This is a genomic window from Paenibacillus piri, assembly GCF_004354045.1.
In the GTDB taxonomy this organism is placed as follows: domain Bacteria; phylum Bacillota; class Bacilli; order Paenibacillales; family NBRC-103111; genus Paenibacillus_S; species Paenibacillus_S piri.
The window spans coordinates 44893-66907 of sequence record NZ_SMRT01000012.1; the positions used below are offsets into that span (position 1 = coordinate 44893).

The window sequence follows — 22015 nt, forward strand, 5'->3', positions numbered from 1 at the left end:
ACTGGAACATGTCTCGGATGGCAGATATCAGCATCAGTACGGGTATTGGCGTCCTCATGTGATGAACGTCATCTACAAATATTTGGACTGTGGCGATTTGTATCAAGGCTTTGCCCGGGTGAAGTGTAATGACTGCTATTATGAATACCTGCTGCCGTTTTCCTGTAAGTGAATTAGAGGAACTGGTCAGGCTCATTCCATCGGAAGCGCACCTTGTCGCCGATGATGGAGCGATAAAAGACGTTTCCGTTATGGAGTTGAAACCACAGCAGGTCATCTTGATTAAACCAGGTGAGCGTATTCCTGTTGATGGCGTGATTAAGATCGGTCAATCCCCTGTAGATGAGTCACGGTGAATCCGTACCGGCCGTGAAGAAATCGGGAGACAAAGTCATTGGCGGAGCCATCAATGGGGAAGGCTCATTAACCGATACAGTACAAAATGAAGGCGGGGCAGGATATTTATCTCAAGTCATCAAAGATCACCCGTGATCATGATTCCTAAAGAACAAAGAACTTATATCAGAATAACGGTTTTGAGGCGATATGTTTTTAGATGGGGAGAAAAAATGAGAGATTATGCAATTGCACTAGGGGTTGGTTCTCTTTTTAATCATTCCTACCATCCCAATGGTCGTCTACACGAACAACTTGGAAGATATGTGCGTTGAGTTTACTGCTTTGCAGGATATTCCTTCAGGCGCTGAAATCACTGTGAACTATAATCGAGACCTGAATGATAAATCACCCTTGTGGTACGAAGTGATTGAGTAAGCCGAAAAAGAAACGAAGCGCGATATTCTGGAACAGGAACTCGCGGCGAAGAAGGTTGAACGCGCTGAAATAGAAACGCTGCAGCAGTATATCCCGAAATGGCGGGAAGTATTTGAGGCAGCGTCTATTGCAAAAAAGAAGATGATGCTTCGCACGATCATAGGTGGTATCCGTGTATACCGTGACCGGGTCGAGGTAATGTTTAAGCTCTGTATCAGCCGGTTCATCGATGCGATGGGAAGCATCGAGGGGATGAAAACTCCTCGATTCGATGCCACGCAATATGGCAAAGTATTAATGGGCAGTGCCGTTACCGATGAATTGTATAAGAATGCTTAATGTCTTGCAGCTCTCGCTGGTTTTGGGGGAGCTGTTTTCTTGATAAAACCAGAGATTATTTCCACATATCGCCAAACTGGGACTTTAGTATTATAATAACTAAATGGAGATAGATTGATATTTTAGTGATATTGTTTGATCCGAGGTACTGTCGGAAAACTACAAATAAGCTGCAGGAGATTGGTTGCCTATGTCAAATGAACATGAGCATTGGTTAGAGAAATCTAACCACACTCGACTAAAGCATCACATCCTTCAATTCTACTTAGAAAACTGGTCTAGAATATTAGCAGATGCAAGCTTCCACAATAATCAAGAAGATATTTACTATATTGATGGCTTCGCTGGTCGAGGAGAGTTTCTCGATGGTGACCTTGGATCGCCCCTTATTGCATTGGAGGAGATGGAGAAGGTTCAACGAAGCTTTAACGAACAGTATCCACATAAGCCCCTTCGGTTTCATATTATTAATATTGAGAACAATGAAGGTAACTTTTTCAAGCTTGAAGAGCTCAGAAGGAAAAATCGTACTTCTGTTAGTATTCAAAATCTACATGGGAATTTTCTGGTTGAAAGCAAAAAGGTGTTGCTTAGAGATTCTCTCAAGAAATGTGCTTGCTTTTGGTTTGTTGATCCGTTTTATGGCGCAAGGGACTTTTCTTTCGAACATGTGATCGATCTACTCTTTTTCCCTAACGGTAGTAGACGTATTCGGAAAGAAGTACTCATTAATTTTATGACCTATAATATTGTGCGATTTATTAGATATGACAAAGAGCAGCCGTTCATTTTGAAGTTTCTAGGTGCCGCTAGTTATAATGAAGTTGTGGAATCTGGTAACTCTGTAAAGCTTGAGGAAGCAATTATCTCGTTCTATAAGTCGAAGCTAAGAGATCAAGGTTTATTTGTACTAAGCCAGAGGATTCAATGCAAAGATCCTAAAGATCCTCATTCAGACCTAATATACTTCCATATGATACACTGTTCACATAGTGAACGTGCGCTATTAGAAATGAGAGAGTCTTTCGTAAAGGCTCAGGAACAAAAGAACACTTTTGAAAAAGAGCTAAATGGCGGGCAGATCGACCTATTTGATCTAGAATTAATAGACCCAACCTACTTGGAGTATTCCAAACAGCAGCTTATAGACTTTATCAAGAACAACTTTGGACTTGGGAAATCTATTCTGTTACATAAGATTTTTGTCATGACGCTACAAGAAGTACAGGTTTCTCACGGTGTCATCTGTGAAATGCTTCAAGAACTCTGGAAAGAAAACATTATAAAAGTCATCAACCAGGATGGCACAAACAGAAGGAAGCCATTCAACAGAACAATTAAAGACTGGAAATCGATAGAGATTGTCTTATTAAAGGATAAAGCAACTCAGTCAGAACCAATTGGAGAACAACTAACTCTCTTTTAGTAAAGTATAACTAAGGATGGAGACAAAATGTCTGAAACAAAGATTGAATGGACAGACATGACATGGAATCCGACCACTGGCTGCAGTAAAGTTAGTGAGGGATGTAAAAATTGTTATGCTGAACGCATGGCTAAGCGATTAAAGGCTATGGGTAATCCTCGGTATTTGAGAGGTTTTGAACCTCAGGAACATTATGATGCACTTTCTATACCGTATACATGGAAAAAACCAAAAAGAGTTTTTGTTAACTCAATGTCCGATCTATTTCACGATGAAATATCTGATGAGTTTATTGCTCAGGTATTTGATGTAATGAACAAGACCCCGTTACATACTTATCAGATCTTAACAAAGCGACCACAAAGAGCTGTTCAAATGGCAGATTGCTTAAACTGGTCTGATAACATCTGGATGGGAACAAGTGTTGAAAATTCTCGTGTTGTAGGAAGAATTGATGAACTTAGGGAAGTACCCGCAAGAGTACGATTTTTATCGTGTGAACCACTAATTGGTGCGCTAGAAGCGATGAATCTCCAAGAAATTCATTGGGTAATTGTAGGTGGAGAATCCGGACCGGGTGCTCGACCAATGGATGCCAACTGGGTTCGGTCAATTTTGAATCAATGTCAAGCTGCTGAGGTTCCGTTCTTTTTCAAGCAGTGGGGTGGAGTAATGAAACATAAAAATGGAAGACTACTCGATGGTCGAGAATGGAATGAGTTCCCACAATAATGGAATCTGGTATCCAGATTCCATTATTGTTATCGAGAAATCTTTCCATAATATTGGGGCGACTTACTAGTGGCTGAAGATTTATATAATCTTTTTATATCAGGTGATGAAACTGCTTGGGAATCAGATGCGAAAATTTATGATGTAGATCGTTGTTTACGTGAATATACTGAGAAGGATATTTTTGAAAGGTTCGGTAAGTTGGGCAAGGAAGAAATTAGTGAGATAAAAAAGCTCCCTTGTATATTTGCATACGAAGATCATTGCCAAAAGGATGCTAGCATTGGTTACATCACTGATATTTTAGTACGGCAGGTTGGTGTAAAAATTACCTTTCAAAAATTACGCCAACCCGATTTTTTGACTGAAAAATGGTTTGAGCGTTTTCTTGAACAAACGAAAAAGAAGAAACCTAATCCGTTTCTTGAGAATGTCCGGTTTGAGCATGTGGAGGAAGGATTGTGTTGTCAAATGATGCATATCGGAAGTTTTGAAGATGAACCGAAAGCTTTGCTCGAATGGAAGCGTTCTGTGCAGAGAATGGTTATAGCCGTACCAGCAAAATTCATCTGGAGATTTATTTGTCAGATCCTCGAAAGACTAAACCGGAAATGCTAAAAACGTGTTAAGATTTCTTGTGAAGAAATGATTATTCTCACCCAAAGACAAATTGGAGCAGTGTAATCGACAATTGTGGTAGAGCGCATCGCTGGCAGCGATGAGGTCAGGGGTTCGATCCCCCTAGGCTCCATATAACGATTAAAAGCACCCTTCGGGGTGCTTTTTCGTTTTGGAGCCGAGTGCCGGAGCGAACCCCTGACGAAGGGGGCAGACCGCGCGGAGGGAGCGAAGCGAGTGAGCACGGCATGGAAATCTACCGCTAAGATCGTCATCGTCGAGTAAGCTTCTCCGTAAGTTAAATCAGGATATCCATATCCCCCTAGGCTCCAAACACAAACGTTAAACGCTTCAGGTTGTCAACGTCGTGCGCAAACAGACATTGCACTGTCCCATGATCTGCTTGCGAATGAACTCGTTTCATAAACTTTTTGCGAGAAAAATCGAAAAATAACTTGACATTGGAGTTGACTCCAATGATATTTTAAATTCATGGAAAAACTTTATTCTATACAAGAGGTTTCGCAACTACTTGGGATACCGAAGGATACGCTTCGGTACTATGACCGGATAGGGATCGTCTCGCCTTCCCGGGGAAACAATCGGTACCGCAAGTATTCGAAGGACGACCTCATCGACTTGATGAATATTCAGATCATGCAGTATGCGGACTTTTCTCTTGATGAAATCAGGGGAAAGTTTGGTTTCCGCAAGATGGAAAATATCGACCCCGCTTACTGCGAAGAGGTTGCCGCATTCCTCGATGCCAAGAACGCAGAAACGCGCAAGAAGATTGCTCATCTGGAAAAGGTCAGTCGGCTGCTCGACGTCGCAGCCGAAACGCTAAGGGACTTTAATAACAAAAGCGACCAACGCCTGGCAGAGATCGTCCGTGAGATGTACAAGGATATCCGAAAGACGGAATCGGGAATTTCCAAGGAAGGTTGTGGTGAACATGAAGGTTAGGAATATTTATTATCTGATTGCAGGCGTCCTTGCGATGCTGTTTTCCGTCACGCACGCATGGAACGGACAATCCGCTGTATTGCCGACGCTCGACATTGAGGCGATATCCGTGGGTACCCGGACAGTATTCACGTATGTCTGGCACATCATCTCGGGGGAAAATCTGGTCTTCGGCATCGCTTTTATTTTGATGTCATTCCAAACCGAACGATCAAAGATCCAGTTTGCCGCATGGTTGATCGCGGCGATCCTGATTGTCCGACTGATGGTAATTATTGGTGTAACATCATTGCTTGACGTATCGGGGCTTACGGGTACGCTTATGGATTCGATTGTCATTATAATCTATGTCGCCCTCATCATACTGGGCACAAGAATGAAGAAAAAGCAGTACGATGGTCAGCAACAACAGTGACCGAGATTTCCGAATTGTCTTAGCGTAGCAAACATTCCGCCAATAAATGGCGAAGATAACCGATACATTTGTAAGGATTATGTGATGAGGTTTACCGATGGATGATGAGTATAAGCTAAGCATAAGCTAAGTACATGCCAGTTTTGCTTCGGAAAAGTGGCGCTTTCTGCCTCACAAAACTTTTTTAGGGTAATTATGAATATAGCGAAGGTAGAAGCAGGCGGGAAAAATATTGCCGTTGTAAGCGGCAGCGAGATATTAATTGGGGATGTTCAATCGGCATTGGATCTTATGGCAACCGTACAATATGAAACAGGCTGCGATCGTATCGTTATAAACAAATCTCTGCTAAGCGAAAGCTTTTTCGATTTGAAAACACGTCTTGCAGGCGAAATCCTTCAGAAGTTCGTCAATTATCGCGTGAAGCTTGCAATTATTGGAGATTTTTCGGTTTATTCAAGTCGAAGTTTTCAAGATTTCATCTATGAATGCAACAGCGGAAACGATATTTTATTTTTGCCGACCGAACGACAAGCGATTGAAAAGTTAAGCATGTTGCAGTAGAAAATGGAACGGGAGGAAAATAAGTGTCAAGCGCACGGCGTAGTCATACTGAGTATCCAATGGTGAGATAATTGGCTCAAAATCGAAAACAAGGCTTGGCGAAATAAGCCAAGTTTTATTTTATTTCATGTGGGCATATATCCAACCCAAACAATGATCCCGGAATACACTGAGGTAGAAGCCTAATTGATAAGGAGTGAAAAAAATAATATGGGATTTATGCCCCAACAAGGCCCTACATCTCCCCCGCCCTCATATGTACCTCAAATGTCTCCGTATGCAGTTGACATCAGGAGAATTTCCGAATGTTTGGATCGATACACTTTCTTATGGCTCAAAAATGGAGACAGCTTCTGGTTTTATCTAACTTTTGTCGGACGCAATTCGGTTTTAGGTTATAGGTTTTTCGGTGGAAGATGGAATCATTATACGGTTGAGTTAAAAGAGATTATTTCATATTCATGTGCTTAATATTGTAAAGCATCGAAGCGGCGTTCTTGGCTAACCTTTTGTTCATCAGCAACCGCTATACTGCATTTATGGTCTTGTGCTGCCGGGTGCTGCCTGTTTGACCTTGCCGAATCCTTCGATCCGACCGAATCCGCTTAGGGCTTGCCCGGTGGCCGTATGGCCTCCTACATAAAGCTAACAGTGATGCACTATTTTTGAGGTTGAGCCGGAAATATGAAAAAAGTGCTTTGGCAGTATTGCTATTGCTTAAGTATTGTTTTTGGTAGAAGATTGCCTACCGTTATCAACACAATATTACGATCCCTTAGGCTCCATATAGCGATAAAAGCGCCCCAGAAAATTTTTTTACTATAACATACTGACAGGATGAGCCATAACAAAACCCACTATACTATCCTGACAATTAGCTTAACGCGGCTGCCGATCGATACCGGCAGCCGCGTCTTAGTTTTTTATTAAGATAATGACTTGTGATACGGTTCAGCGCGCTGTCTGTAACGGCAAGTTATTCACTTATTCCATATAAACCAACTGCCTTCTCTCAGGGTCCCAGCGCCATGTTAAATCACCATGCAGCCTCAGACCGCCATACCACTCATTCATTCCCTTCACCTTCACCCAGTCCTTTACTCCCGCGGCTACATCCATCCCTACCTTTGTTAATGCAACAACGCAATTTTCAAAAGATGGGGTAGCTTTCTTTCGATAATCAGGAAATGTATGAGGACCGCGTATCTCTAATAATGCATTCGGTTGTTCCGACATGCTCCTTAATCGATACCAAAATTCCAAATCACCCATTCCTAGCACACTTAAGCGCCTCCCAATCTCTTTAAACAGCTCACGCGGGGTATCCACCCCATGCCGGATAAGCTCCAAGATTGTCTGCTCTACAATTCCCAACCCATTCATTACGGAAGGCAGGCGGGATAAGTGCAGCTCAAGTGCCGCATGAGCGAAGGGCAGCGCCGATGTGTCTTCATGCAAAATTGCAACATGCCTTTCTATATCCGGGGAAGCGTATACCTCCCAGATGTTGCTGCCCGTCTCAAGTTCCTTCCGTTCGATCTTCTTCAACGTACCTGACAATGTTTCCAGCTGCTTGGTTGTAAGCTGTCCCAACCCTCGAAACAAATCAATACCTGGGTAGTCGCCGATACATAACAAATTCAGTTTTGTATGACCTAGTGTCCGCTTTGAAAACCAATGCAACAAATAGCTGAGCATGAGTTGGTCAAACAAATCATGCTCAAACCATAGTACGACCTCATCGTATTTGTGGAAGCTCTGCAGAATCTGTTCTTGTGACTTACAATTTGTCTCATAGTCATCTGCCGGAATGCCCATGGTTCTCTCCAAATATTCCACTCTGGTTGACCTCTGATGGGGCTCGCCCATATCTACGAATACCGGACCTACCGGATACACTTCTCTCCAGACCAGAATATCTCCGCGAATATTCCCCTTCCTTAACTTATCGCCGACAATATCTCCGTTTACTATATGGAGCATCGTTACTCCTCCTTCGTAAAGATCGTTGAACATGGATACAAAGTCGGTGACAAGCAGCGACGTTCTCAGCTTACTGCGAGCATCGAACAGCCGTTTTTTTAGTACGGAGGGGGATACGCTCAGGTAACTTGATATTTCTCTTATCGAATACCCGTGAAAATAAAATAATTGGACTACCAGTTTTAAATTGCTAGACAGACCCTCGACGGATTGATGGAGCCTTTCCTGCCATTCCTTTCTTTCTAAGATGGACTCCACGGCGAATTTCTCTGCATCCATTGCAATCGCTTCATCCATCGGCATCGTGGAATGTTTTTTCCGGCGAAGAAGCCGATCGCATTGACGTTTGACAATGATCTTGAACCATCCTGGGAACGCTTCTGCCTCTTTCAATTTAGCGAGATTGGCGAAGGCCTCTGCGAACGCTTCTTGAACCGCATCCTCCGCTTGGCCCCAATCACCCAACTTTCCATATGCAACAGAAAATGCCATTCCGCCGAAATGTCGCACGATTCGCTCCCATGCGATTTGGTCGCCAAGCCGAGCTCCTTCGATCCACTGCCGCACCTCTTACACCTCCTCTGTATTCAGATTCTATATACAAAGTGCCAGTATCGTTGCAAAAGGTTACTTGGATCTGTCGAAAAAATAACAGAAACTTGCCTTCATTAATGGTACGGTTCTCCTTACGGGTTCAATAAAATGTCTATTACTTGATTAACAACTTGAAGTTAGGAGTTCCCTTATCAAGCTCGCATACTTATTTTTTTTAATTGTTTGCTTTCAATAATAGGATGAGAATAACCGTTTCTTGCTACCCTAATCATGGCTTTTCCCAATTGTTCAGATGTAATGACACTGTTCAATTTCGATAGTAATGAATTCAAAGGCTTCATTACATCATAAAATAATTGGTACCATTTTGTTTTTGATTTCACACCATGCAAAGGAATGATGACACTTGGATGAAACATATAAGCCGCCTTAATTGGAAGATGCAGTAAAGCATTCTCGTTGCGGGATGGCCTTTGCCCGATATCACTCCGTTCTTGACAAAGCATTCTCAATCGCTAGACAAGCGGCTCGGTTAGTAACTTGTCAGCCCTTCGCACAAGGTCCACAGTTTGTTGCCCGCTCCATCATCAAACTTGGTGTGAATCGGTACGATCTGTTTCTTATCATCGAAGAACACGCCATTTGTGCGCTCTATTTCTTTCGCAGACGCCAGATAAACGCCGACCCCGCATTCTGCTTTGACACATGCGTTCACGAGAGGTGCAGCGACCCTCAAATACCAAGGCGCATTCCTCGCGAGATTGGATTTCACAAACCCCGGATAAAAAGCGTTGGAGGTCACTCCCGTTCCTTCCAAACGCTTTGCCAATTCGAAAGCAAATAACGTCCTGGCGAACAGCGACTGATTGGTTGCACGCATCGTGCTATACTGGTGCTCCATTTGAATATCATCAAAGTTAATGACGGGATTCTTCAAAAATCTAGGATTCCCCGACACTGTGATGACGCGTGCAGGTCCGCTTTCTTGGAGGATGTCGAGCAGCCGGTTAGTCAGAAGATAATGACTAAGCACATTGACCGCGAACATACGATCAATCCCATCAGCCGTCAATTCCTTCTTAAAATAGACTGCTCCACAAGCATTAATAAGCACATGCAATTGATCGTACTTCCGCTTGAACACGTCGCTGACTTCCCGGATCGATGACTGTAGGGAAAGGTCCGCCGCCACCCAATCTCCCCTATGGTTGCCTGTGGCTTCCGAAATATCCTTTAATGCAGCTTGTCCACGCTCCGCACTTCTGCTGATGATCACGATCTTGGCACCAAGTCGGGCTAGTCCCGTTGCGATTGCTTTTCCTACTCCGGATGTTCCCCCTGAAATTAAAAATACTCTGTTTTCAATATCCGTACGTGTTTCGTTCATCGTCTCTCCCCCTTGTATGCAACAGCAAAAACTTTGGCGAAGTCTACGAGCTTGACTTTGCCGAGGTGGTAGTCGGTGGCGCGGAGACTGGCGTAAAATTCATCGGGGCTCTCACCGGCGCGGCTCATTTGGGCGAAGCGGTTAGCGGTGTCTTCGTGGAAGCCTAGTTTTATCATATTTTCAACGAGGGCTTCGACAGGGATTTGTTGGTATTTGGCTTCGATGCCATTCTCGGCAAGAGCCTGGAGCCAGTCGTTGCCTGTGGCCCAGTCGCTAACGACGAATTTCGCGCTTTTGCCCGCTGGGGTGTGACAAATCAGGGCGTAAGCGACGTCCGCAATATCAATGGGGCTGACCCAACCGTGCGCGATATTATCTGAAACTGGACTAAAGAGGGTTTGCATCGTTTTGAGGCTTTGCATGTCGGCAAAAAGATTGCTGTAAAAGCCGCCAGGACGAATATGAGCAACGTTCACGCCTACAAGCGAGTTAAGCGCGTCTTCTGCAAAATGATAGCTGTAAAGGATGCCGGCGTTAGGGTTGTCAGCGCCGACCGAGCTGAGGTTGACAACATTCTTTACTCCTGAGTTTTGCACGGCGGTCTTGTAAATTTCAGAAAGCTCGATTGCGCTCTGCCACATGTCGATGCCGGAGGTTGGATTGATGCCTGAAATCATGAGATAAACAACGTCTCTACCTGTGAAAGCCCGGGTAAGGAAGTCGACGTCGCGGTTTGAGCCGACTGCTGATTTGGCACCGAGCGCTTCGATGTCGGCGATACGATCACTAGAGCTTGTGATGACCGTGACGTCATGTCCGTCAGCTATGAGGCGTGGAAGGTAGTAACGATTAATATTGCCAAGTGAGCCGAGTACTATGATTTTCATTGTGTATTCTCCTTCTTTTTGATAAAATAGTGTCACAAACTGACATTTGAGATTATTGTACGCTTGTGGGTTTCTACTGTCAATAAAAAATGTCAGAGACTGACTATTTTGTTCTTCTGCCATTTATAACATAAATAGGAATGATGAGAATGAAAAGTAAAGAAAAATTACAGGCGGCGGCCGCGAAATTATTTATGGAAAAAGGCTATGAAAACACGACTGTGCAGGAGATTGCGAGTCTTGCGGGTGTGACGGAGCGAACCTTTTTCCGGCAGTTCAAAGACAAGTCGGACGTTCTTTTTGACACGAACAATGAGATGGGGCAGCGGATCGCGGCTTTTATCACGGACAATTTTGACGTCGAGCAAAAACCGCTGAAGCTTGCGGTTGAAGGCTTTGTGTCGATTTCCGAGTTTTTCGACGGCTCGCGGGAGAGGGTGCTGGCGCGGAATCAAATTATTCAAAGCAACCCTGATCTGCAGGAACGGGAGCTGTTGAAAGGGCAGGTGCTCATTGCGTCTGTCACAAACTCTTTATCTGTCAAATATGATAGCGAGCTGTCAGAGCTTGCCGCGCGATTTGCGGTTGAAATTTTTCACATGGCATTTATTAAATGGATTAAAAGCGCTGAGAAAGGCCTTGCGGAGCAGCTGCTCACCGTTTATGAGCTGTATAAGAACTCGTTTTGTTGCGTGGATTGAAACACCAAAAATTTCGCAGTCACTTATGGTGGGTTCTCCGCACTATCTGAAACGGCAAGTTTTTTCGCCCGCCGTCTTTTCGTGCATGGACTTCCACGGCAAAAACCGAAAAGCCTTCACTTGAAAGCATATATCATGATCTTACAAGAAACAAAGACCCCTTTCGCGAGGGGTCTTCAACTTTATTAGGAGGGATGAACATGCGAACCATCAACACTCGGCAGGACGTCGAAGACCTTCGCCGGGACGGAACAGCGCCCGCAGCGCCGACAGAACATATCGCGGAGTTCTTTCAGCAGCTGGAGGAAGAGTTAACCGACGAAGAGAAGCTGCGGGATTTTAGCTTTCAAATTGATTCGAACCTGTTTTCCTGGTCCCTGAACTTGGTTGTTTGCATTCCAATGGGCTTCGCCGCTTGAGACAACAAACCGGCAATGGTTACAGCGATAAGCACGACAATCAGGGCACGAAGCAGGCCGACCGATTCGCCGATAATCCCCAAAAAAGGCGGACCGACAAGAAATGCGAGGTAACCGGCCGTCGATACTGCGCCTACCCTTGCCGCTACTCCGCGTGGATCGTCCCCCGCAGCGGATAATCCCACCGGAAAGCCGAATGCTGCACCAAGCCCCCAAAACACAATCCCGACAGCTGCAACCGCGTAATTCTGCCCCAGTATAACTATAAGCAGTCCTGCAATCGCAAAAAGCGCGGATGCCCGCAGAACGGCAACCCTGCCGAAACGGTCGAGCAGCATGCCGCCTGCTGCACGGCCAATAGTCATCGCGGCCACAAATATGCCAAAAGCGAATGAACCCATGGCTGGGGTAACCTTGTAGCCGTCCACCATAATAAGCGGCAGCCAGTCACCGGCGGAGCCTTCCGCAAAAGCCATTCCAAGCACAATGATGCCGATCAGAACCGTACGACGTTCTTTCCATACGGCCATGCGTTCCCTGGCGCTCATTGGCGGATCAATCGAATCACCGCCGGTTTCCTTCCCGGTGCCTGCGGGTACGAGCCGGTATAAATAGATCATAGACAGCACGGTAACCGCAACAGCAAACGCCATGTGGACAGGGACCGATATACCTACCTTAATCGCAGCCGATCCGGCCATTGCGCCAAGCAACGTACCGACGCTGAACGCGGCATGAAAACCGGTTAGCAGCGACTTTTGAGCAGCTCTCTCAACTGCCGTTCCTTCCACGTTCATCGCAACATCACATATTCCGTTCCCGAAGCCGAAGACAGCTAATCCCAAAAATACCGTGATGCTGCTAGTCAGCCATGAGCCACCCATACCTACAACTACAAGTCCAATCGAACTGACCGCCAGACCGGCGATGATGACAAAACGCCCGCCCTTATACGCAATAAGATGGCTGGCACATAACAGACCGATTATTGAGCCTACCGCCAGTCCGAAAATAATCCAACCCATTTGTGCCGTTGTAGCCCCCAAAGCATCCCGAATAGTTGGCGTACGCGATACCCATGATGCTATAGCAAACCCGGGAAGTGCAAAAATAAAATAAACGGAAATACGCCATAAATGAATTTGCCGAGTGTTTAATGAATGGTTCATGTTTTTCCTCCTGAGCTGGTTAGTTCTTCAATCCCCTGCCATCATACTCCTCACTGTCAACTGATGCAGTCCATGAAAATAATCCTGCTCCCAGTCGCTAACAACGAGATCAGGCAGATTCTCTTCCGGAACATACGAAGCGCTTTTATTTCGGATTTGAACAAGATCGAAATTGGTTAGTTCCGAACTACAGAAAATGACAGTATGCGGATTAATAGTGGCCGTGAAGGAGGCGACGAGACGACTTATAGCTTCTATATGCATCGGACGGCTCTTATTGCTGTCATGTATGGCAGAAGCAGCATTAAGCATTTGACCGAAGTTTTGCGTATCGGATACCGGAACATAGGAAACCTCTCCCGAAAAAAAGGATCTGCCTCTCACAATGTGCCCATTTACAATAATTCCGGCTCCCGGTCCGTTCTTGCCCAAGTAAAGGTACACAAGTGAGAGTGAATCATCGTTGCCTGTGCGGTCATAATAACCGAAAACCGTGGTATTCATGTCGTTTTCGACTTGGACCCGGAGAGAAAACCGCTGCTCGTAAAAGGTTTTGAAGTTGAAGTCCTTAAACCCTTCGTAACCAGGAATGTGGAACGCGCGACCGTTATCCACCGCACCGGGTATACCCAGCGTAAGAACACGCATTGACGGGTAACGTGCCAAGAATGTCTCAATTTGTTCAGTCAGGAGCTCCGGACCGAATTCCAGAACGCCGGGCAGAGTCTCCCGGACGATGACGTCCCCCTCGTAATTAAGTATCGAGTAGGAGGAGAAGTCCTTCTCCAGATACACGGCTAGCCCCGTCATATAGTCGGGATTCAACTTATAAGTTCTTGGCCGTCTGCCGCCGCTAGATAAGCCCAACCCAGTTAGCAGCACCTCTCCGGAAGCATTCATTTCATCGAGCGTTTTACTGATTGTAGGAAAGCTGATGCCAGTGTTCTGTGCAAGCTCAGCGTTGGTCGATTCAGCATCATGATAGAGCGACGCACGAATAAGTTGACGAATCATTTCGCCCATCATTTTCGGATTAACAAAAGGCTGCTTTATTGTATTCACCGTCCAAACTTATTAAACATCTTTAATAAGTCATTATTCTAACACAGATAAAGGAGTTACACAATGTGTATCACAGGTTGTTCTGGCAAACTCGAATATTCCGCAACCGGCTCTTATTCAACTAGCGAAATTCTTTGTGCTATTTCCTCTTTGCTAAAATCAATATGTTCCAAAGCCCATAGATAACCAGCCTCACTTATTGCAGAAACTTGGTATAATCTATATGAGAAAAAGGATCGATTTGAAGCAATATTTCCGCAAGAAATGGATCAAACTAAACTTTTATCGTAACTATCACAATATCCTGCCCTTTAGCGGAACGAGGCTGCCGATCTATACCGGCAGCCTCGTTCTATTTGCTTATTAAGCTATCGTACCGTTAGCCCTTTACATAAGAATATTTATCTCGGGAAACGTTATTGAAGATAATATAATTTGGAGGCTATGGGGAAAAGCTAACGGGGGTTAATTGTTCGTTATTATTTGATCCAGATGCCCGTCCATCTCTCGGGCCTTGTCCGGATCTTCGTAGATCGCGATTTTTGAATCGATGAGCTCCAGGTTTTTCTTCAAGTCGTCGATCTGCTTCAAGACCTGGTTGCGGTGAGCGGTGAGCATCGTTTTCCGTGCTTCGATCGTTCCGCTGCCTTGCGTGCACCAATCACTGTACTGCTTGATTTCTTTGATTTGCATGCCAGTATCCTTCAGACAACAGATCAGTGCTACCCAGTTAAGATCCAATTCGGTGAACATCCGGTTACCGGCTTTGTTCCTCGCGATAAAGGGCAGAAGGCCCTCTTTGTCATAATAACGCAACGTGTGCGCGGACAGGCCGAATTTATTGGCCACCTCGTTGATGGTTAAGTTCATTTTTTTCACCCTTTTATATTGACTTAGAGTTAACTCGAAGTGCTACTCTTACTATAGACCACAAAATTAGAATGATCAAGCGGTCAATCATATCATTAAGGAGAGTGCACAATGGAAACAGCTCAAAAGATCGCATTAGTAACAGGAGGCAGCCGCGGACTAGGCAGGAATTCCGCTATCGCGCTGTCCCGCAAAGGAATTGACGTCATCGTCACTTATCATACACGGAAGGAAGAAGCGGAATCAGTTGTCAAGGAAATTGAAGGAAATGGCCGGAAGGCCGCCGCGCTGCAACTTGATACGGGTGACGTATCCTCTTTCGAAGCATTTGAATTCCAACTGACAAACGTGCTTAAAGAAATATGGAATCAAGAGCATTTCGACTTTCTGATCAACAATGCAGGATTCGGACTGAACGCTCCGCTTGCGAGCACAACAGAGGAACAATTCGACAGCTTGATGAACGTTCAATTCAAGGGTGTATTTTTCTTGACACAAAAGTTGATTTCCCGCATTGCCGATAACGGAAGGATCGTCAACCTTTCGACGGGCTTGACCCGTTTTGCGCTTGAAGGCTACGGAGCTTATGCGGCCATGAAAGGCGCAATCGAAATATTAACGAAGTACATGGCCAAAGAATGGGGACGCAGAGGCATTCGGGTCAACGTGGTCGCCCCGGGAGCGATCGCTACGGATTTCGGCGGGGGCGCTTTGAAGAACAATCAGGGTGTGCGGGATTTTATCGGCTCACAAACGGCGTTAGGAAGGGTCGGAGAAGCCGACGATATCGGCGGGGTTATCGCGTCCTTGTGCTCTGCCGATATGGGCTGGGTGAACGCGCAGCGTATCGAGGCTTCCGGCGGCATGTTTCTCTGATCCCCATTGAAACGGAAGGAAGTTTATTAGATTTTGGAATTGCAATTAAAGCTGGCTTTCCTTTATAATGGCTGGTGAAGGGGGTCGGTAGAGATGGCAAATCATTTTGCCGGAAGAAGAAGCGGCTCATGCAAAGCCTGACGTTAGGGCGATACTTTGCATGGGCGGACGGTTATCATTAACATGTCGCCTGAGAAAGCTTATATCGTTTCTAATTAATGGGCTTTGCACCTATTTTTTTTTTCATAAAAAAATAAGGGGCTGAAAGCAATGGTCAAACCATTTATTAGAAACCATCAATATAACTTGCTCAAAAAGCAGATCGGTCTGCTGCAGCAAGCCAGCAATACCGTTTCCGATCCGAAAGTGGTGGAATCGGTAAGATATAGCGCTCGAACCAAAATTATAGCCGCGTTCCCGAATGCCACTGAGCTTCAACTACAAACGTTGGAGAACATTTCGACATTGCGCGAGCCGGAACAATTCCATCATTATCTGCATGCATTGGAACCTCATTTGATACCATTTTCACAAGTGACGGGAAAGCAGCTTCATAAGCTGTTCCCCAAAATCAAAAAACTGAAGGTTCCCGATTTAGCCGCTATCGATTACCGCTATGTCACTTATCTTGGCTGGGTCGACATCGCGACAAATAAATTGTTTCTCGTCTATCATCTGAACGGTCAAGTCATCGGCATCGAAGGAAGATATACCCCGGTAAATAAAGGCGTATGCTTTTTGTGCAATCGGCACGGAGACGTTGCGTTATTTTCAGCGATCTCGAAGTCGAAGCCGGCTAACGCCTCGCCTGATTACTATAAGGCAATCGGCAACTATTTGTGTGTGAACAGCGACGTTTGCAACAAGAACATCACGGACGTTACCGCATTGGAAAAGTTCGTTCGAGAGGTAGCGGGATACCATGAATCGTAATTGGGTTCTCGTATCGAAGGACGCCGCGGCACGAAAGGATATGCAAGGATAAGAGCAGTAGGAGCCCGCCATCAGTGGCGGGCTCTTTGCAATATAATGGAAACATACATATTGCTTTAGGGGCTGTCCTGTATACCATTTCATTGCCCTGCAAAACTGTGCATGAAAAGTCGGATTGATACGTTCCGCCTCTGTTATTCTATTACCTGAGGGAGGTCAATAATGGATCTGCTTAAAAATATGAACGGAGCATTACATTATATCGAGGAGAATCTTGCTCAAGAGATTGACTATACTGAAGTGGCGAGACGGGCTCTTTGTTCGGAATATCATTTCAAGAGAATGTTTTCGTTTCTTGCGGGCGTAACGCTTTCGGAGTACATTCGCCGCAGACGCCTTACTCTTGCAGCTTTTGAGCTTGGCGACAGCAAGCTAAGGATCATTGATGTCGCGGTTAAGTATGGATACAGCTCGGCAGACTCGTTTACAAGAGCTTTCCAAAGCTTGCACGGTGTAACTCCGTCGGAAGCCAGGTATCATGGTCAATCTCTTAAAGCCTATCCTCGGATGACCTTCCAACTATCGGTTAAAGGAGGAAGCGAAATGAACTATCGTATTGAAGAAAAAGAAGCTTTTCGCATCGTTGGTATCAAAAAAAGGGTGCCTATCATTTTCAACGGGGTGAATCCGGAAATCGCTTCTATGTGGGCAAGCCTGGATGCTGAGGCGATCGATAATCTTAAGAAAATTTCGGATGTCGAGCCATTGGGGCTGATAAGCGCGTCCACGAACTTTTCCGAAGGTCGAATGGAGGAAAAGGGAGAGCTGGATCATTATATCGGCGTGGCAACAACGAAGGACTGTCCCCAAAACATGACGCAGCTCGATGTTTCCGCATCAACATGGGCTGTATTCGAAGCTGTCGGACCATTTCCCGATACACTTCAACATGTATGGGGGCGCATATACTCGGAATGGTTCCCATCCTCCAACTATGAGCTGGCAGAAGGCCCGGAAATACTGTGGAACGAACACAAGGATGTAAGTTCTCCAACTTTTCGAAGCGAGATATGGATACCGGTTTTGAAAAAACATGGATTGTGACCTTACAGCATTTGCCGGCATGAGTGCAATCATTCTTCTGCAAACTCGTATCGATACGAACGGGCATTAAACCGTCCACGAAGGGTCACCTATCATACAAACAACCGATCCGCTTGGGATCGGTTGTTTGTATTTGGACTTAACCAGATTGGCGGATCACGGGGGGGGGGGGGGGGGGGGTCCGTCGATGACGTGAGCCGTTGTTATTTATGCAAGCATATCGCGCGGATATCTTGCTACGCTTGAGCTCGGATAAAGCATACGGGAGTTATGCAAACAAAAGGCAGTGGAAATCATTCGAAGCAGAGCCTGCTTAGATCATGTCCACATACTTCGTTTGCATCCCTCCCGGCTACTCAATCTTGCAAAGCGATATGCAGCCTCATGGCAAACTCTTGACTTTGATGGACATAGCCGAGGTGATTTCCGGGAAACTCAACGATTTCCAATCCCAGCTGTCTGGCCAACGCAACCGCGCATTGATAAGGAAAAGTCCCATACGAAGCACGGCCTCCTCCGATTACTATTCGCATCGATGCGCCATTCCATACTGTCTTCAACGTTTCGAGATCCAGCGTATGGCGTCGGATGGCCGGAGCTTCCCGCATCACGAAGTAATTCATATTGGCCAACAAACGCTCAAGCTGCTCGACATTCGGCCGGCCGGATGAGCCGTTAGATTGGTCTAAGCCTAGTAGAGTCGCGAATTGCCTGATCGCGGGAACGATTCCTTCGCGCTGAGCGGTGATCTCCAGATTTTCCTGGATGTGTCTGGCATGGACTTGCTCATCGCCCGACAACAGATGGGTTAACGGAGGTTCGTGCGCAATCAGGGTATGGATTTGCCCAGGATAGTGGCAGGCCAACTCGAGTCCGATGATAGCGCCGGCACTGCTGCCGAATACGTAAGCCGGTTCGCATGTTAGCTCCGTCAACAGACGATGAATGTCTTCACTATGCGTCTCCAAGCTGTACTCCTTGGCAGCATTGTCAAGCTTGCTGCGCGAATACCCGCGGCGGTCGTAGGTGACCACCGTATATCGTTCGGCGAGATGCTCGGCGATACCGGCGTAAACGTTGGCATCGCCATTTCCTCCGTGGATCAGAAGCAGGACCGGGCCCGAACCGCGAACCGTATAAGAAAGATTCGCTCCGGGTACAGATAACGTAGCTGTTTCTGTACTGCTCATGGTCACATTCCCCTTTCGTTATTGGACGTAACGATCTTCATGCTCTTTTTTTGCCCCATAAAATATGTCGGACAGCCAATACCAACATGGCCAGCATGGCTAAGGTAACGATACGCGACCAGAGCATGAACGCGCCGGTCGGCAACGACAGCGCCATTACGATGTGGACTATTCCGTCAAGAAGGAACACGAGGCCGAACACGGCTGTGGCCGAATTGAATTTTCGCCGAGCCGAAGGCCTGTCGAAGCGCGCGGGATCGCCGCCTGTATTGAGCGAACGAATCAGTATGAGCGCCAGAGGTTTCCTGATCGTGACGGAGGCGAGAGCGACGATGCCGATGATAAAGCTTAATCGGCAACGACCCTCCTCCTGATAAAGCCGATATTAGACAGGCGACGCCAAAGGCTGCAACCCCCAGCACCCCGATCCAATCGATTCGGCGAGTACTTGCCATCTGTAGGATGACCCAAACAATTGGAGCGGCCCCGGCAATGGCGAGCGCTGCTGTATCGGTCGCCACGTAACCGCTCAACACCATATACAAAACCAAGGGAAGCAGCCAATTGAAGGTAAGGCTCGGGAGGACTTTTTTCAAAGCTTGACGGGAATGCGCCTTAACATCCGGTCGTTTTGACATAGTAGCTTCACATCCTTCTTCGAGTAGTTTTATATGAATATGGATCTGTCTTCAGGACAAGTTAATATTGTTATTCTTCAGATAAGCGAAAATGGCTTGTTTCAAAAACGACAGTGTCGCTTGCTTCAAATCCTCGGAGCCTGGCGGCCAATTGCTCTCGTGCATGACGGCAGAGGACACCCACGGAATCAAGGATTTGTCACCTCGGGTCACCTCCATCATCAGGCTCCACCACATGTCGGCCAATTGCTGGCCTTCGGCTCCTTCCGGTTGTACCTTTCGCCGGTACAGGTCAACGAGTTTGTCCGAAAACGCTTGAAGAGTTCGGTTGAAAGCCGCCGCATCCTCCTCGTTAAAGCGCTGAAAAATGAACTCCATCTGCGCCTGACCCATATGACGGCTCATGAACGCATAAGGATTGCCTGTTCTCGTCGCTCTCATGATAAAAAGCAATCGGTCCATCCCGATTTCTTGTCCTTGACGGACCTCCTTGATCATTTTGTCCAACCGGTCTACGGTTTGCTGGATATAAGCGATCTGTTGGACGAGTATATTTTTCTGGCGTTCAAAGACTTCCGAAAGTTCTGAGGCCGAGTCGGTGGGCAATAGGTTGTCGCGGATATCCTCTAAGGAAAAGCCTATGGATTTCAGAAAGAGAATTTGCTGCAGGCGCAGGATATCCCGTTTGCCATACAAGCGGCGTCCGCCTTCACTGAATGCGCTTGGAGTGAGCAGCCCGGTTTTGTTGTAATATTGCAGGGTACGCACCGTCACTCCGCCTTTTCGCGCCAGTTCACCGACCGTGAGCAAGTCTTCGTGATTTTTGTTCATGGAGATCACCTCGGGTTAATTGTATTACGTTACGTTGCGTCACTAGCAAGAGTGTTATTCCATGTTTTTTTAAAGATAGGGCAGTGAAACCGACTCACGTGGGAGTCCCGCTCGGGCAAATCAATAATGGTGGAGTAGAATAAGTTTACTGATGAGCTATTGTTTAGCGACGAAGAATTTTTCAAGAATAGGTGCAAGCATTTCTGGAGGTACATTATGTGTCTGGACTTCTGAGATTTTATCCACGTCGGCGCGTTTGCGGTATGTTCATTCTTGATCATCACTTGAATTACCGGATTGTTCTTGTACGTTTCGCAAATATGCCTCCAAGCCGTCAAGGCTGCCGCTCCATAATCGTCTATAGTGGTCGACCCAATCGGAAATATTTTTGAGGGAACTGGTTTCAATGCTGCAAGGACGCCATTGCGCTCTTTTTTTTCGCGAAATAAGACCGGCTCGCTCTAGAACTTTGATATGCTTTGAAATCGCGGGCAGTCTGTTCTTGGACGCATACTTGCGTAAAAGAGAGAAATGAATTATTATCATTATATAAAATGATAATGAAACATTTGGAGGAAACGAAATGAAGAAAATCGATCTGCTTCTACATCCTATTCGAATGCGGATTGTACAAAAATTACTGCTGGGCAAGCCAATGACGATCGCACAGCTTGCCGAGACATTGGGCGATATCCCTCAAGCTACTTTATATCGTCATATGAGGCTTTTGCTTGAGGAGAATCATGTCGAGGTAGTCGATACCAAAAAAGTATCCGGCACGGAGGAACGTATTTTTTCGGTCAAGAAAGAAACGTTGCAGATTCCGGAACATGAAGTTGAAACCATTTCACAAGAGGACAACGTTCGTCATTTTTCGGTATTTCATACGAATCTGCTTCAGCAGGCAACATCCTATCTGATGGAAACGCCGCCCCAGCAATATAAACAAGAAGGCTTTGCCTATTGGCAAACACCGTTGCATTTGACGGATGATGAATTTCAGGCGTTGGTTTCGTCTATGAATGATTGTATTGAAAAAGCTTTTCAATACGAAAAGACGCCCGAACGTACGACCAGAATTTTTGCCGGTATGTTTGTGCCGCAAAAGCAGCCGTAGAGAATAGGAAATGGCCAATGTACAAATGGATTGGGCTTATCAAGGCGGACATATTCAATATAATTAAGTGATAAAGAGGAGAGGGATATGGAATGGGTGTTCAAGTTAATTTAGGCAACAGTGAAATCGTATTTAATATTTCCGGCTGGACGGCGCTTACCAGTTTGAGAAGGGAGATCAAGATTCCTTACACTTCAATCGAAAACGTACAGGCGGGACATTTTGAATTTCCATGGAAAGCTGTAAAAAGAGCCGGCATTAATTTTCCAAATGGCTATAAAGCGGGGGAATTTTTATATAATGGACAAAAATACTTTTTATCGTTTCGGGATGGGAATCATGTAGTCATACTGGATTTGAAAGGATGCGAATTTGACAAAGTGGTCATTCAGAGCGAAGCTCCGAAACAACTGGCTGATCATATTATGGAGCATTGCCCCGGCTGAAAATCATGATCTG

Annotated in this window: 25 protein-coding genes and 1 tRNA gene; 17 read left to right on the forward strand and 9 right to left on the reverse strand. The window is 45.9% G+C overall.

From position 1 onward, the window contains the following. The first annotated feature begins 61 nt into the window (after window positions 1-61). From E1757_RS37270 to E1757_RS22385, 10 genes are all read left to right on the forward strand, one after another. A complete protein-coding gene (locus E1757_RS37270; protein WP_425464861.1) occupies window positions 62-172 on the forward strand; it encodes a transposase zinc-binding domain-containing protein in 111 nt (36 codons plus the stop codon). Next, window positions 129-356: a P-type ATPase actuator domain-containing protein gene (locus tag E1757_RS36605; protein WP_133232265.1), complete on the forward strand. Its 228-nt coding sequence runs from the start codon at window positions 129-131 to the stop codon at window positions 354-356. The genes E1757_RS37270 and E1757_RS36605 overlap by 44 nt, the downstream gene beginning before the upstream one ends. Continuing rightward, complete coding sequence (locus E1757_RS37430) at window positions 343-492, forward strand: P-type ATPase actuator domain-containing protein (RefSeq protein WP_133232267.1); 150 nt, start codon at window positions 343-345, stop codon at window positions 490-492. Before E1757_RS36605 ends, E1757_RS37430 begins: the two co-directional genes overlap by 14 nt. Before the next feature lie 811 nt (window positions 493-1303). Next, a complete protein-coding gene (gene tcmP, locus E1757_RS22360; RefSeq protein WP_133232271.1) occupies window positions 1304-2539 on the forward strand; it encodes a three-Cys-motif partner protein TcmP in 1236 nt (411 codons plus the stop codon). Between the two features lie 27 nt (window positions 2540-2566). Further along, window positions 2567-3271, forward strand: a complete 705-nt coding sequence (locus tag E1757_RS22365) for a DUF5131 family protein (RefSeq protein WP_133232273.1) — start codon at window positions 2567-2569, stop codon at window positions 3269-3271. A gap of 518 nt (window positions 3272-3789) precedes the next feature. Beyond that, entirely contained in the window at window positions 3790-3900 is a 111-nt protein-coding gene (locus E1757_RS36610; protein ID WP_246079402.1) for a GyrI-like domain-containing protein, read from the forward strand. Window positions 3901-3943: 43 nt separating this feature from the next. Beyond that, window positions 3944-4022, forward strand: a tRNA-Ala gene (locus tag E1757_RS35940). 359 nt (window positions 4023-4381) lie between these two features. Next, window positions 4382-4855: a MerR family transcriptional regulator gene (locus tag E1757_RS22375; protein WP_133232275.1), complete on the forward strand. Its 474-nt coding sequence runs from the start codon at window positions 4382-4384 to the stop codon at window positions 4853-4855. Further along, window positions 4836-5270, forward strand: a complete 435-nt coding sequence (locus E1757_RS22380) for a hypothetical protein (protein WP_181956676.1) — start codon at window positions 4836-4838, stop codon at window positions 5268-5270. Before E1757_RS22375 ends, E1757_RS22380 begins: the two co-directional genes overlap by 20 nt. 195 nt (window positions 5271-5465) lie before the next feature. After that, complete coding sequence (locus E1757_RS22385) at window positions 5466-5834, forward strand: DUF4180 domain-containing protein (RefSeq protein WP_133232279.1); 369 nt, start codon at window positions 5466-5468, stop codon at window positions 5832-5834. 984 nt (window positions 5835-6818) lie between these two features. On the opposite strand, the gene E1757_RS22395 is transcribed toward E1757_RS22385, so the two are convergent. The 4 genes from E1757_RS22395 to E1757_RS22410 form a co-directional block, all read right to left on the reverse strand. Beyond that, on the reverse strand, window positions 6819-8384 hold the full coding sequence (locus E1757_RS22395) for a sigma-70 family RNA polymerase sigma factor (RefSeq protein ID WP_133232283.1): 1566 nt from the start codon (window positions 8382-8384) through the stop codon (window positions 6819-6821). A gap of 179 nt (window positions 8385-8563) precedes the next feature. Continuing rightward, window positions 8564-8791, reverse strand: coding sequence for a hypothetical protein (locus E1757_RS22400; RefSeq protein WP_246079403.1), 228 nt, complete (start codon window positions 8789-8791; stop codon window positions 8564-8566). A 113-nt stretch (window positions 8792-8904) separates the two neighbouring features. Continuing rightward, window positions 8905-9759 carry an SDR family NAD(P)-dependent oxidoreductase gene (locus E1757_RS22405; RefSeq protein ID WP_133232285.1) on the reverse strand — a complete coding sequence of 285 codons (855 nt, stop codon included), beginning with the start codon at window positions 9757-9759 and terminating at the stop codon, window positions 8905-8907. After that, window positions 9756-10646 (reverse strand): NAD(P)H-binding protein, encoded by an 891-nt coding sequence (locus E1757_RS22410; RefSeq protein WP_133232287.1) that lies wholly within the window; start codon window positions 10644-10646, stop codon window positions 9756-9758. Before E1757_RS22410 ends, E1757_RS22405 begins: the two co-directional genes overlap by 4 nt. A 149-nt stretch (window positions 10647-10795) precedes the next feature. On the opposite strand from E1757_RS22410, the gene E1757_RS22415 reads away from it, so the two are divergent. Continuing rightward, entirely contained in the window at window positions 10796-11347 is a 552-nt protein-coding gene (locus tag E1757_RS22415; protein WP_133232289.1) for a TetR/AcrR family transcriptional regulator, read from the forward strand. 346 nt (window positions 11348-11693) lie between these two features. On the opposite strand, the gene E1757_RS22420 is transcribed toward E1757_RS22415, so the two are convergent. The 3 genes from E1757_RS22420 to E1757_RS22435 form a co-directional block, all read right to left on the reverse strand. Further along, window positions 11694-12935 (reverse strand): MFS transporter, encoded by a 1242-nt coding sequence (locus tag E1757_RS22420; protein ID WP_133232291.1) that lies wholly within the window; start codon window positions 12933-12935, stop codon window positions 11694-11696. Window positions 12936-12962: 27 nt separating this feature from the next. Then, window positions 12963-13997 carry an ROK family protein gene (locus tag E1757_RS22425; protein ID WP_133232293.1) on the reverse strand — a complete coding sequence of 345 codons (1035 nt, stop codon included), beginning with the start codon at window positions 13995-13997 and terminating at the stop codon, window positions 12963-12965. Between the two features lie 465 nt (window positions 13998-14462). Next, window positions 14463-14867 carry a MerR family transcriptional regulator gene (locus E1757_RS22435; protein ID WP_133232295.1) on the reverse strand — a complete coding sequence of 135 codons (405 nt, stop codon included), beginning with the start codon at window positions 14865-14867 and terminating at the stop codon, window positions 14463-14465. A 111-nt stretch (window positions 14868-14978) separates the two neighbouring features. Between E1757_RS22435 and E1757_RS22440 the strand changes: the two genes are divergently transcribed. The 3 genes from E1757_RS22440 to E1757_RS22450 all read left to right on the forward strand — a co-directional run bounded on the left by E1757_RS22440 (window position 14979) and on the right by E1757_RS22450 (window position 17780). Then, the gene (locus tag E1757_RS22440) at window positions 14979-15743 is read left to right on the forward strand and encodes an SDR family oxidoreductase (RefSeq protein WP_133232297.1); all 765 of its coding nucleotides are present in this window, start codon (window positions 14979-14981) and stop codon (window positions 15741-15743) included. Window positions 15744-16013: 270 nt separating this feature from the next. Beyond that, entirely contained in the window at window positions 16014-16676 is a 663-nt protein-coding gene (locus E1757_RS22445; protein ID WP_133232299.1) for a FusB/FusC family EF-G-binding protein, read from the forward strand. Between the two features lie 222 nt (window positions 16677-16898). Next, on the forward strand, window positions 16899-17780 hold the full coding sequence (locus tag E1757_RS22450; protein WP_133232301.1) for an AraC family transcriptional regulator: 882 nt from the start codon (window positions 16899-16901) through the stop codon (window positions 17778-17780). 356 nt (window positions 17781-18136) lie between these two features. Here E1757_RS22450 and E1757_RS22455 read toward each other — a convergent pair whose 3' ends face one another. After that, window positions 18137-18970: an alpha/beta fold hydrolase gene (locus tag E1757_RS22455; protein ID WP_133232303.1), complete on the reverse strand. Its 834-nt coding sequence runs from the start codon at window positions 18968-18970 to the stop codon at window positions 18137-18139. Between the two features lie 86 nt (window positions 18971-19056). On the opposite strand from E1757_RS22455, the gene E1757_RS22460 reads away from it, so the two are divergent. Further along, window positions 19057-19344 carry a hypothetical protein gene (locus E1757_RS22460; protein WP_133232305.1) on the forward strand — a complete coding sequence of 96 codons (288 nt, stop codon included), beginning with the start codon at window positions 19057-19059 and terminating at the stop codon, window positions 19342-19344. 315 nt (window positions 19345-19659) lie between these two features. Here the strand turns inward: E1757_RS22460 and E1757_RS22465 are convergent, their stop codons facing one another. Next, entirely contained in the window at window positions 19660-20439 is a 780-nt protein-coding gene (locus E1757_RS22465; protein ID WP_133232307.1) for a MerR family transcriptional regulator, read from the reverse strand. 583 nt (window positions 20440-21022) lie between these two features. Between E1757_RS22465 and E1757_RS22470 the strand changes: the two genes are divergently transcribed. Beyond that, the gene (locus tag E1757_RS22470; protein ID WP_133232309.1) at window positions 21023-21556 is read left to right on the forward strand and encodes a helix-turn-helix domain-containing protein; all 534 of its coding nucleotides are present in this window, start codon (window positions 21023-21025) and stop codon (window positions 21554-21556) included. A gap of 92 nt (window positions 21557-21648) precedes the next feature. Continuing rightward, window positions 21649-22002 (forward strand): hypothetical protein, encoded by a 354-nt coding sequence (locus E1757_RS22475; protein ID WP_133232311.1) that lies wholly within the window; start codon window positions 21649-21651, stop codon window positions 22000-22002. Window positions 22003-22015 lie beyond the last annotated feature (13 nt).

Coding starts and splice junctions, on each gene's coding strand:
- E1757_RS22475 (WP_133232311.1), top strand. CDS start 21,649: ATGGGTGTTCAAGTTAATTTAGGCAACAGTGAAATCGTATTTAATATT.
- E1757_RS37430 (WP_133232267.1), top strand. CDS start 343: ATGAGTCACGGTGAATCCGTACCGGCCGTGAAGAAATCGGGAGACAAA.
- E1757_RS22440 (WP_133232297.1), top strand. CDS start 14,979: ATGGAAACAGCTCAAAAGATCGCATTAGTAACAGGAGGCAGCCGCGGA.
- E1757_RS22465 (WP_133232307.1), bottom strand. CDS start 20,439: ATGAACAAAAATCACGAAGACTTGCTCACGGTCGGTGAACTGGCGCGA.
- E1757_RS37270 (WP_425464861.1), top strand. CDS start 62: ATGAACGTCATCTACAAATATTTGGACTGTGGCGATTTGTATCAAGGC.
- E1757_RS22420 (WP_133232291.1), bottom strand. CDS start 12,935: ATGAACCATTCATTAAACACTCGGCAAATTCATTTATGGCGTATTTCC.
- E1757_RS22445 (WP_133232299.1), top strand. CDS start 16,014: ATGGTCAAACCATTTATTAGAAACCATCAATATAACTTGCTCAAAAAG.
- E1757_RS22450 (WP_133232301.1), top strand. CDS start 16,899: ATGGATCTGCTTAAAAATATGAACGGAGCATTACATTATATCGAGGAG.
- E1757_RS22405 (WP_133232285.1), bottom strand. CDS start 9,759: ATGAACGAAACACGTACGGATATTGAAAACAGAGTATTTTTAATTTCA.
- E1757_RS22365 (WP_133232273.1), top strand. CDS start 2,567: ATGTCTGAAACAAAGATTGAATGGACAGACATGACATGGAATCCGACC.
- E1757_RS22455 (WP_133232303.1), bottom strand. CDS start 18,970: ATGAGCAGTACAGAAACAGCTACGTTATCTGTACCCGGAGCGAATCTT.
- E1757_RS22415 (WP_133232289.1), top strand. CDS start 10,796: ATGAAAAGTAAAGAAAAATTACAGGCGGCGGCCGCGAAATTATTTATG.
- tcmP (WP_133232271.1), top strand. CDS start 1,304: ATGTCAAATGAACATGAGCATTGGTTAGAGAAATCTAACCACACTCGA.
- E1757_RS22410 (WP_133232287.1), bottom strand. CDS start 10,646: ATGAAAATCATAGTACTCGGCTCACTTGGCAATATTAATCGTTACTAC.
- E1757_RS22400 (WP_246079403.1), bottom strand. CDS start 8,791: ATGTTTCATCCAAGTGTCATCATTCCTTTGCATGGTGTGAAATCAAAA.
- E1757_RS36610 (WP_246079402.1), top strand. CDS start 3,790: ATGGAAGCGTTCTGTGCAGAGAATGGTTATAGCCGTACCAGCAAAATT.
- E1757_RS22435 (WP_133232295.1), bottom strand. CDS start 14,867: ATGAACTTAACCATCAACGAGGTGGCCAATAAATTCGGCCTGTCCGCG.
- E1757_RS22460 (WP_133232305.1), top strand. CDS start 19,057: ATGGCCAGCATGGCTAAGGTAACGATACGCGACCAGAGCATGAACGCG.
- E1757_RS22385 (WP_133232279.1), top strand. CDS start 5,466: ATGAATATAGCGAAGGTAGAAGCAGGCGGGAAAAATATTGCCGTTGTA.
- E1757_RS36605 (WP_133232265.1), top strand. CDS start 129: ATGACTGCTATTATGAATACCTGCTGCCGTTTTCCTGTAAGTGAATTA.
- E1757_RS22375 (WP_133232275.1), top strand. CDS start 4,382: ATGGAAAAACTTTATTCTATACAAGAGGTTTCGCAACTACTTGGGATA.
- E1757_RS22470 (WP_133232309.1), top strand. CDS start 21,023: ATGAAGAAAATCGATCTGCTTCTACATCCTATTCGAATGCGGATTGTA.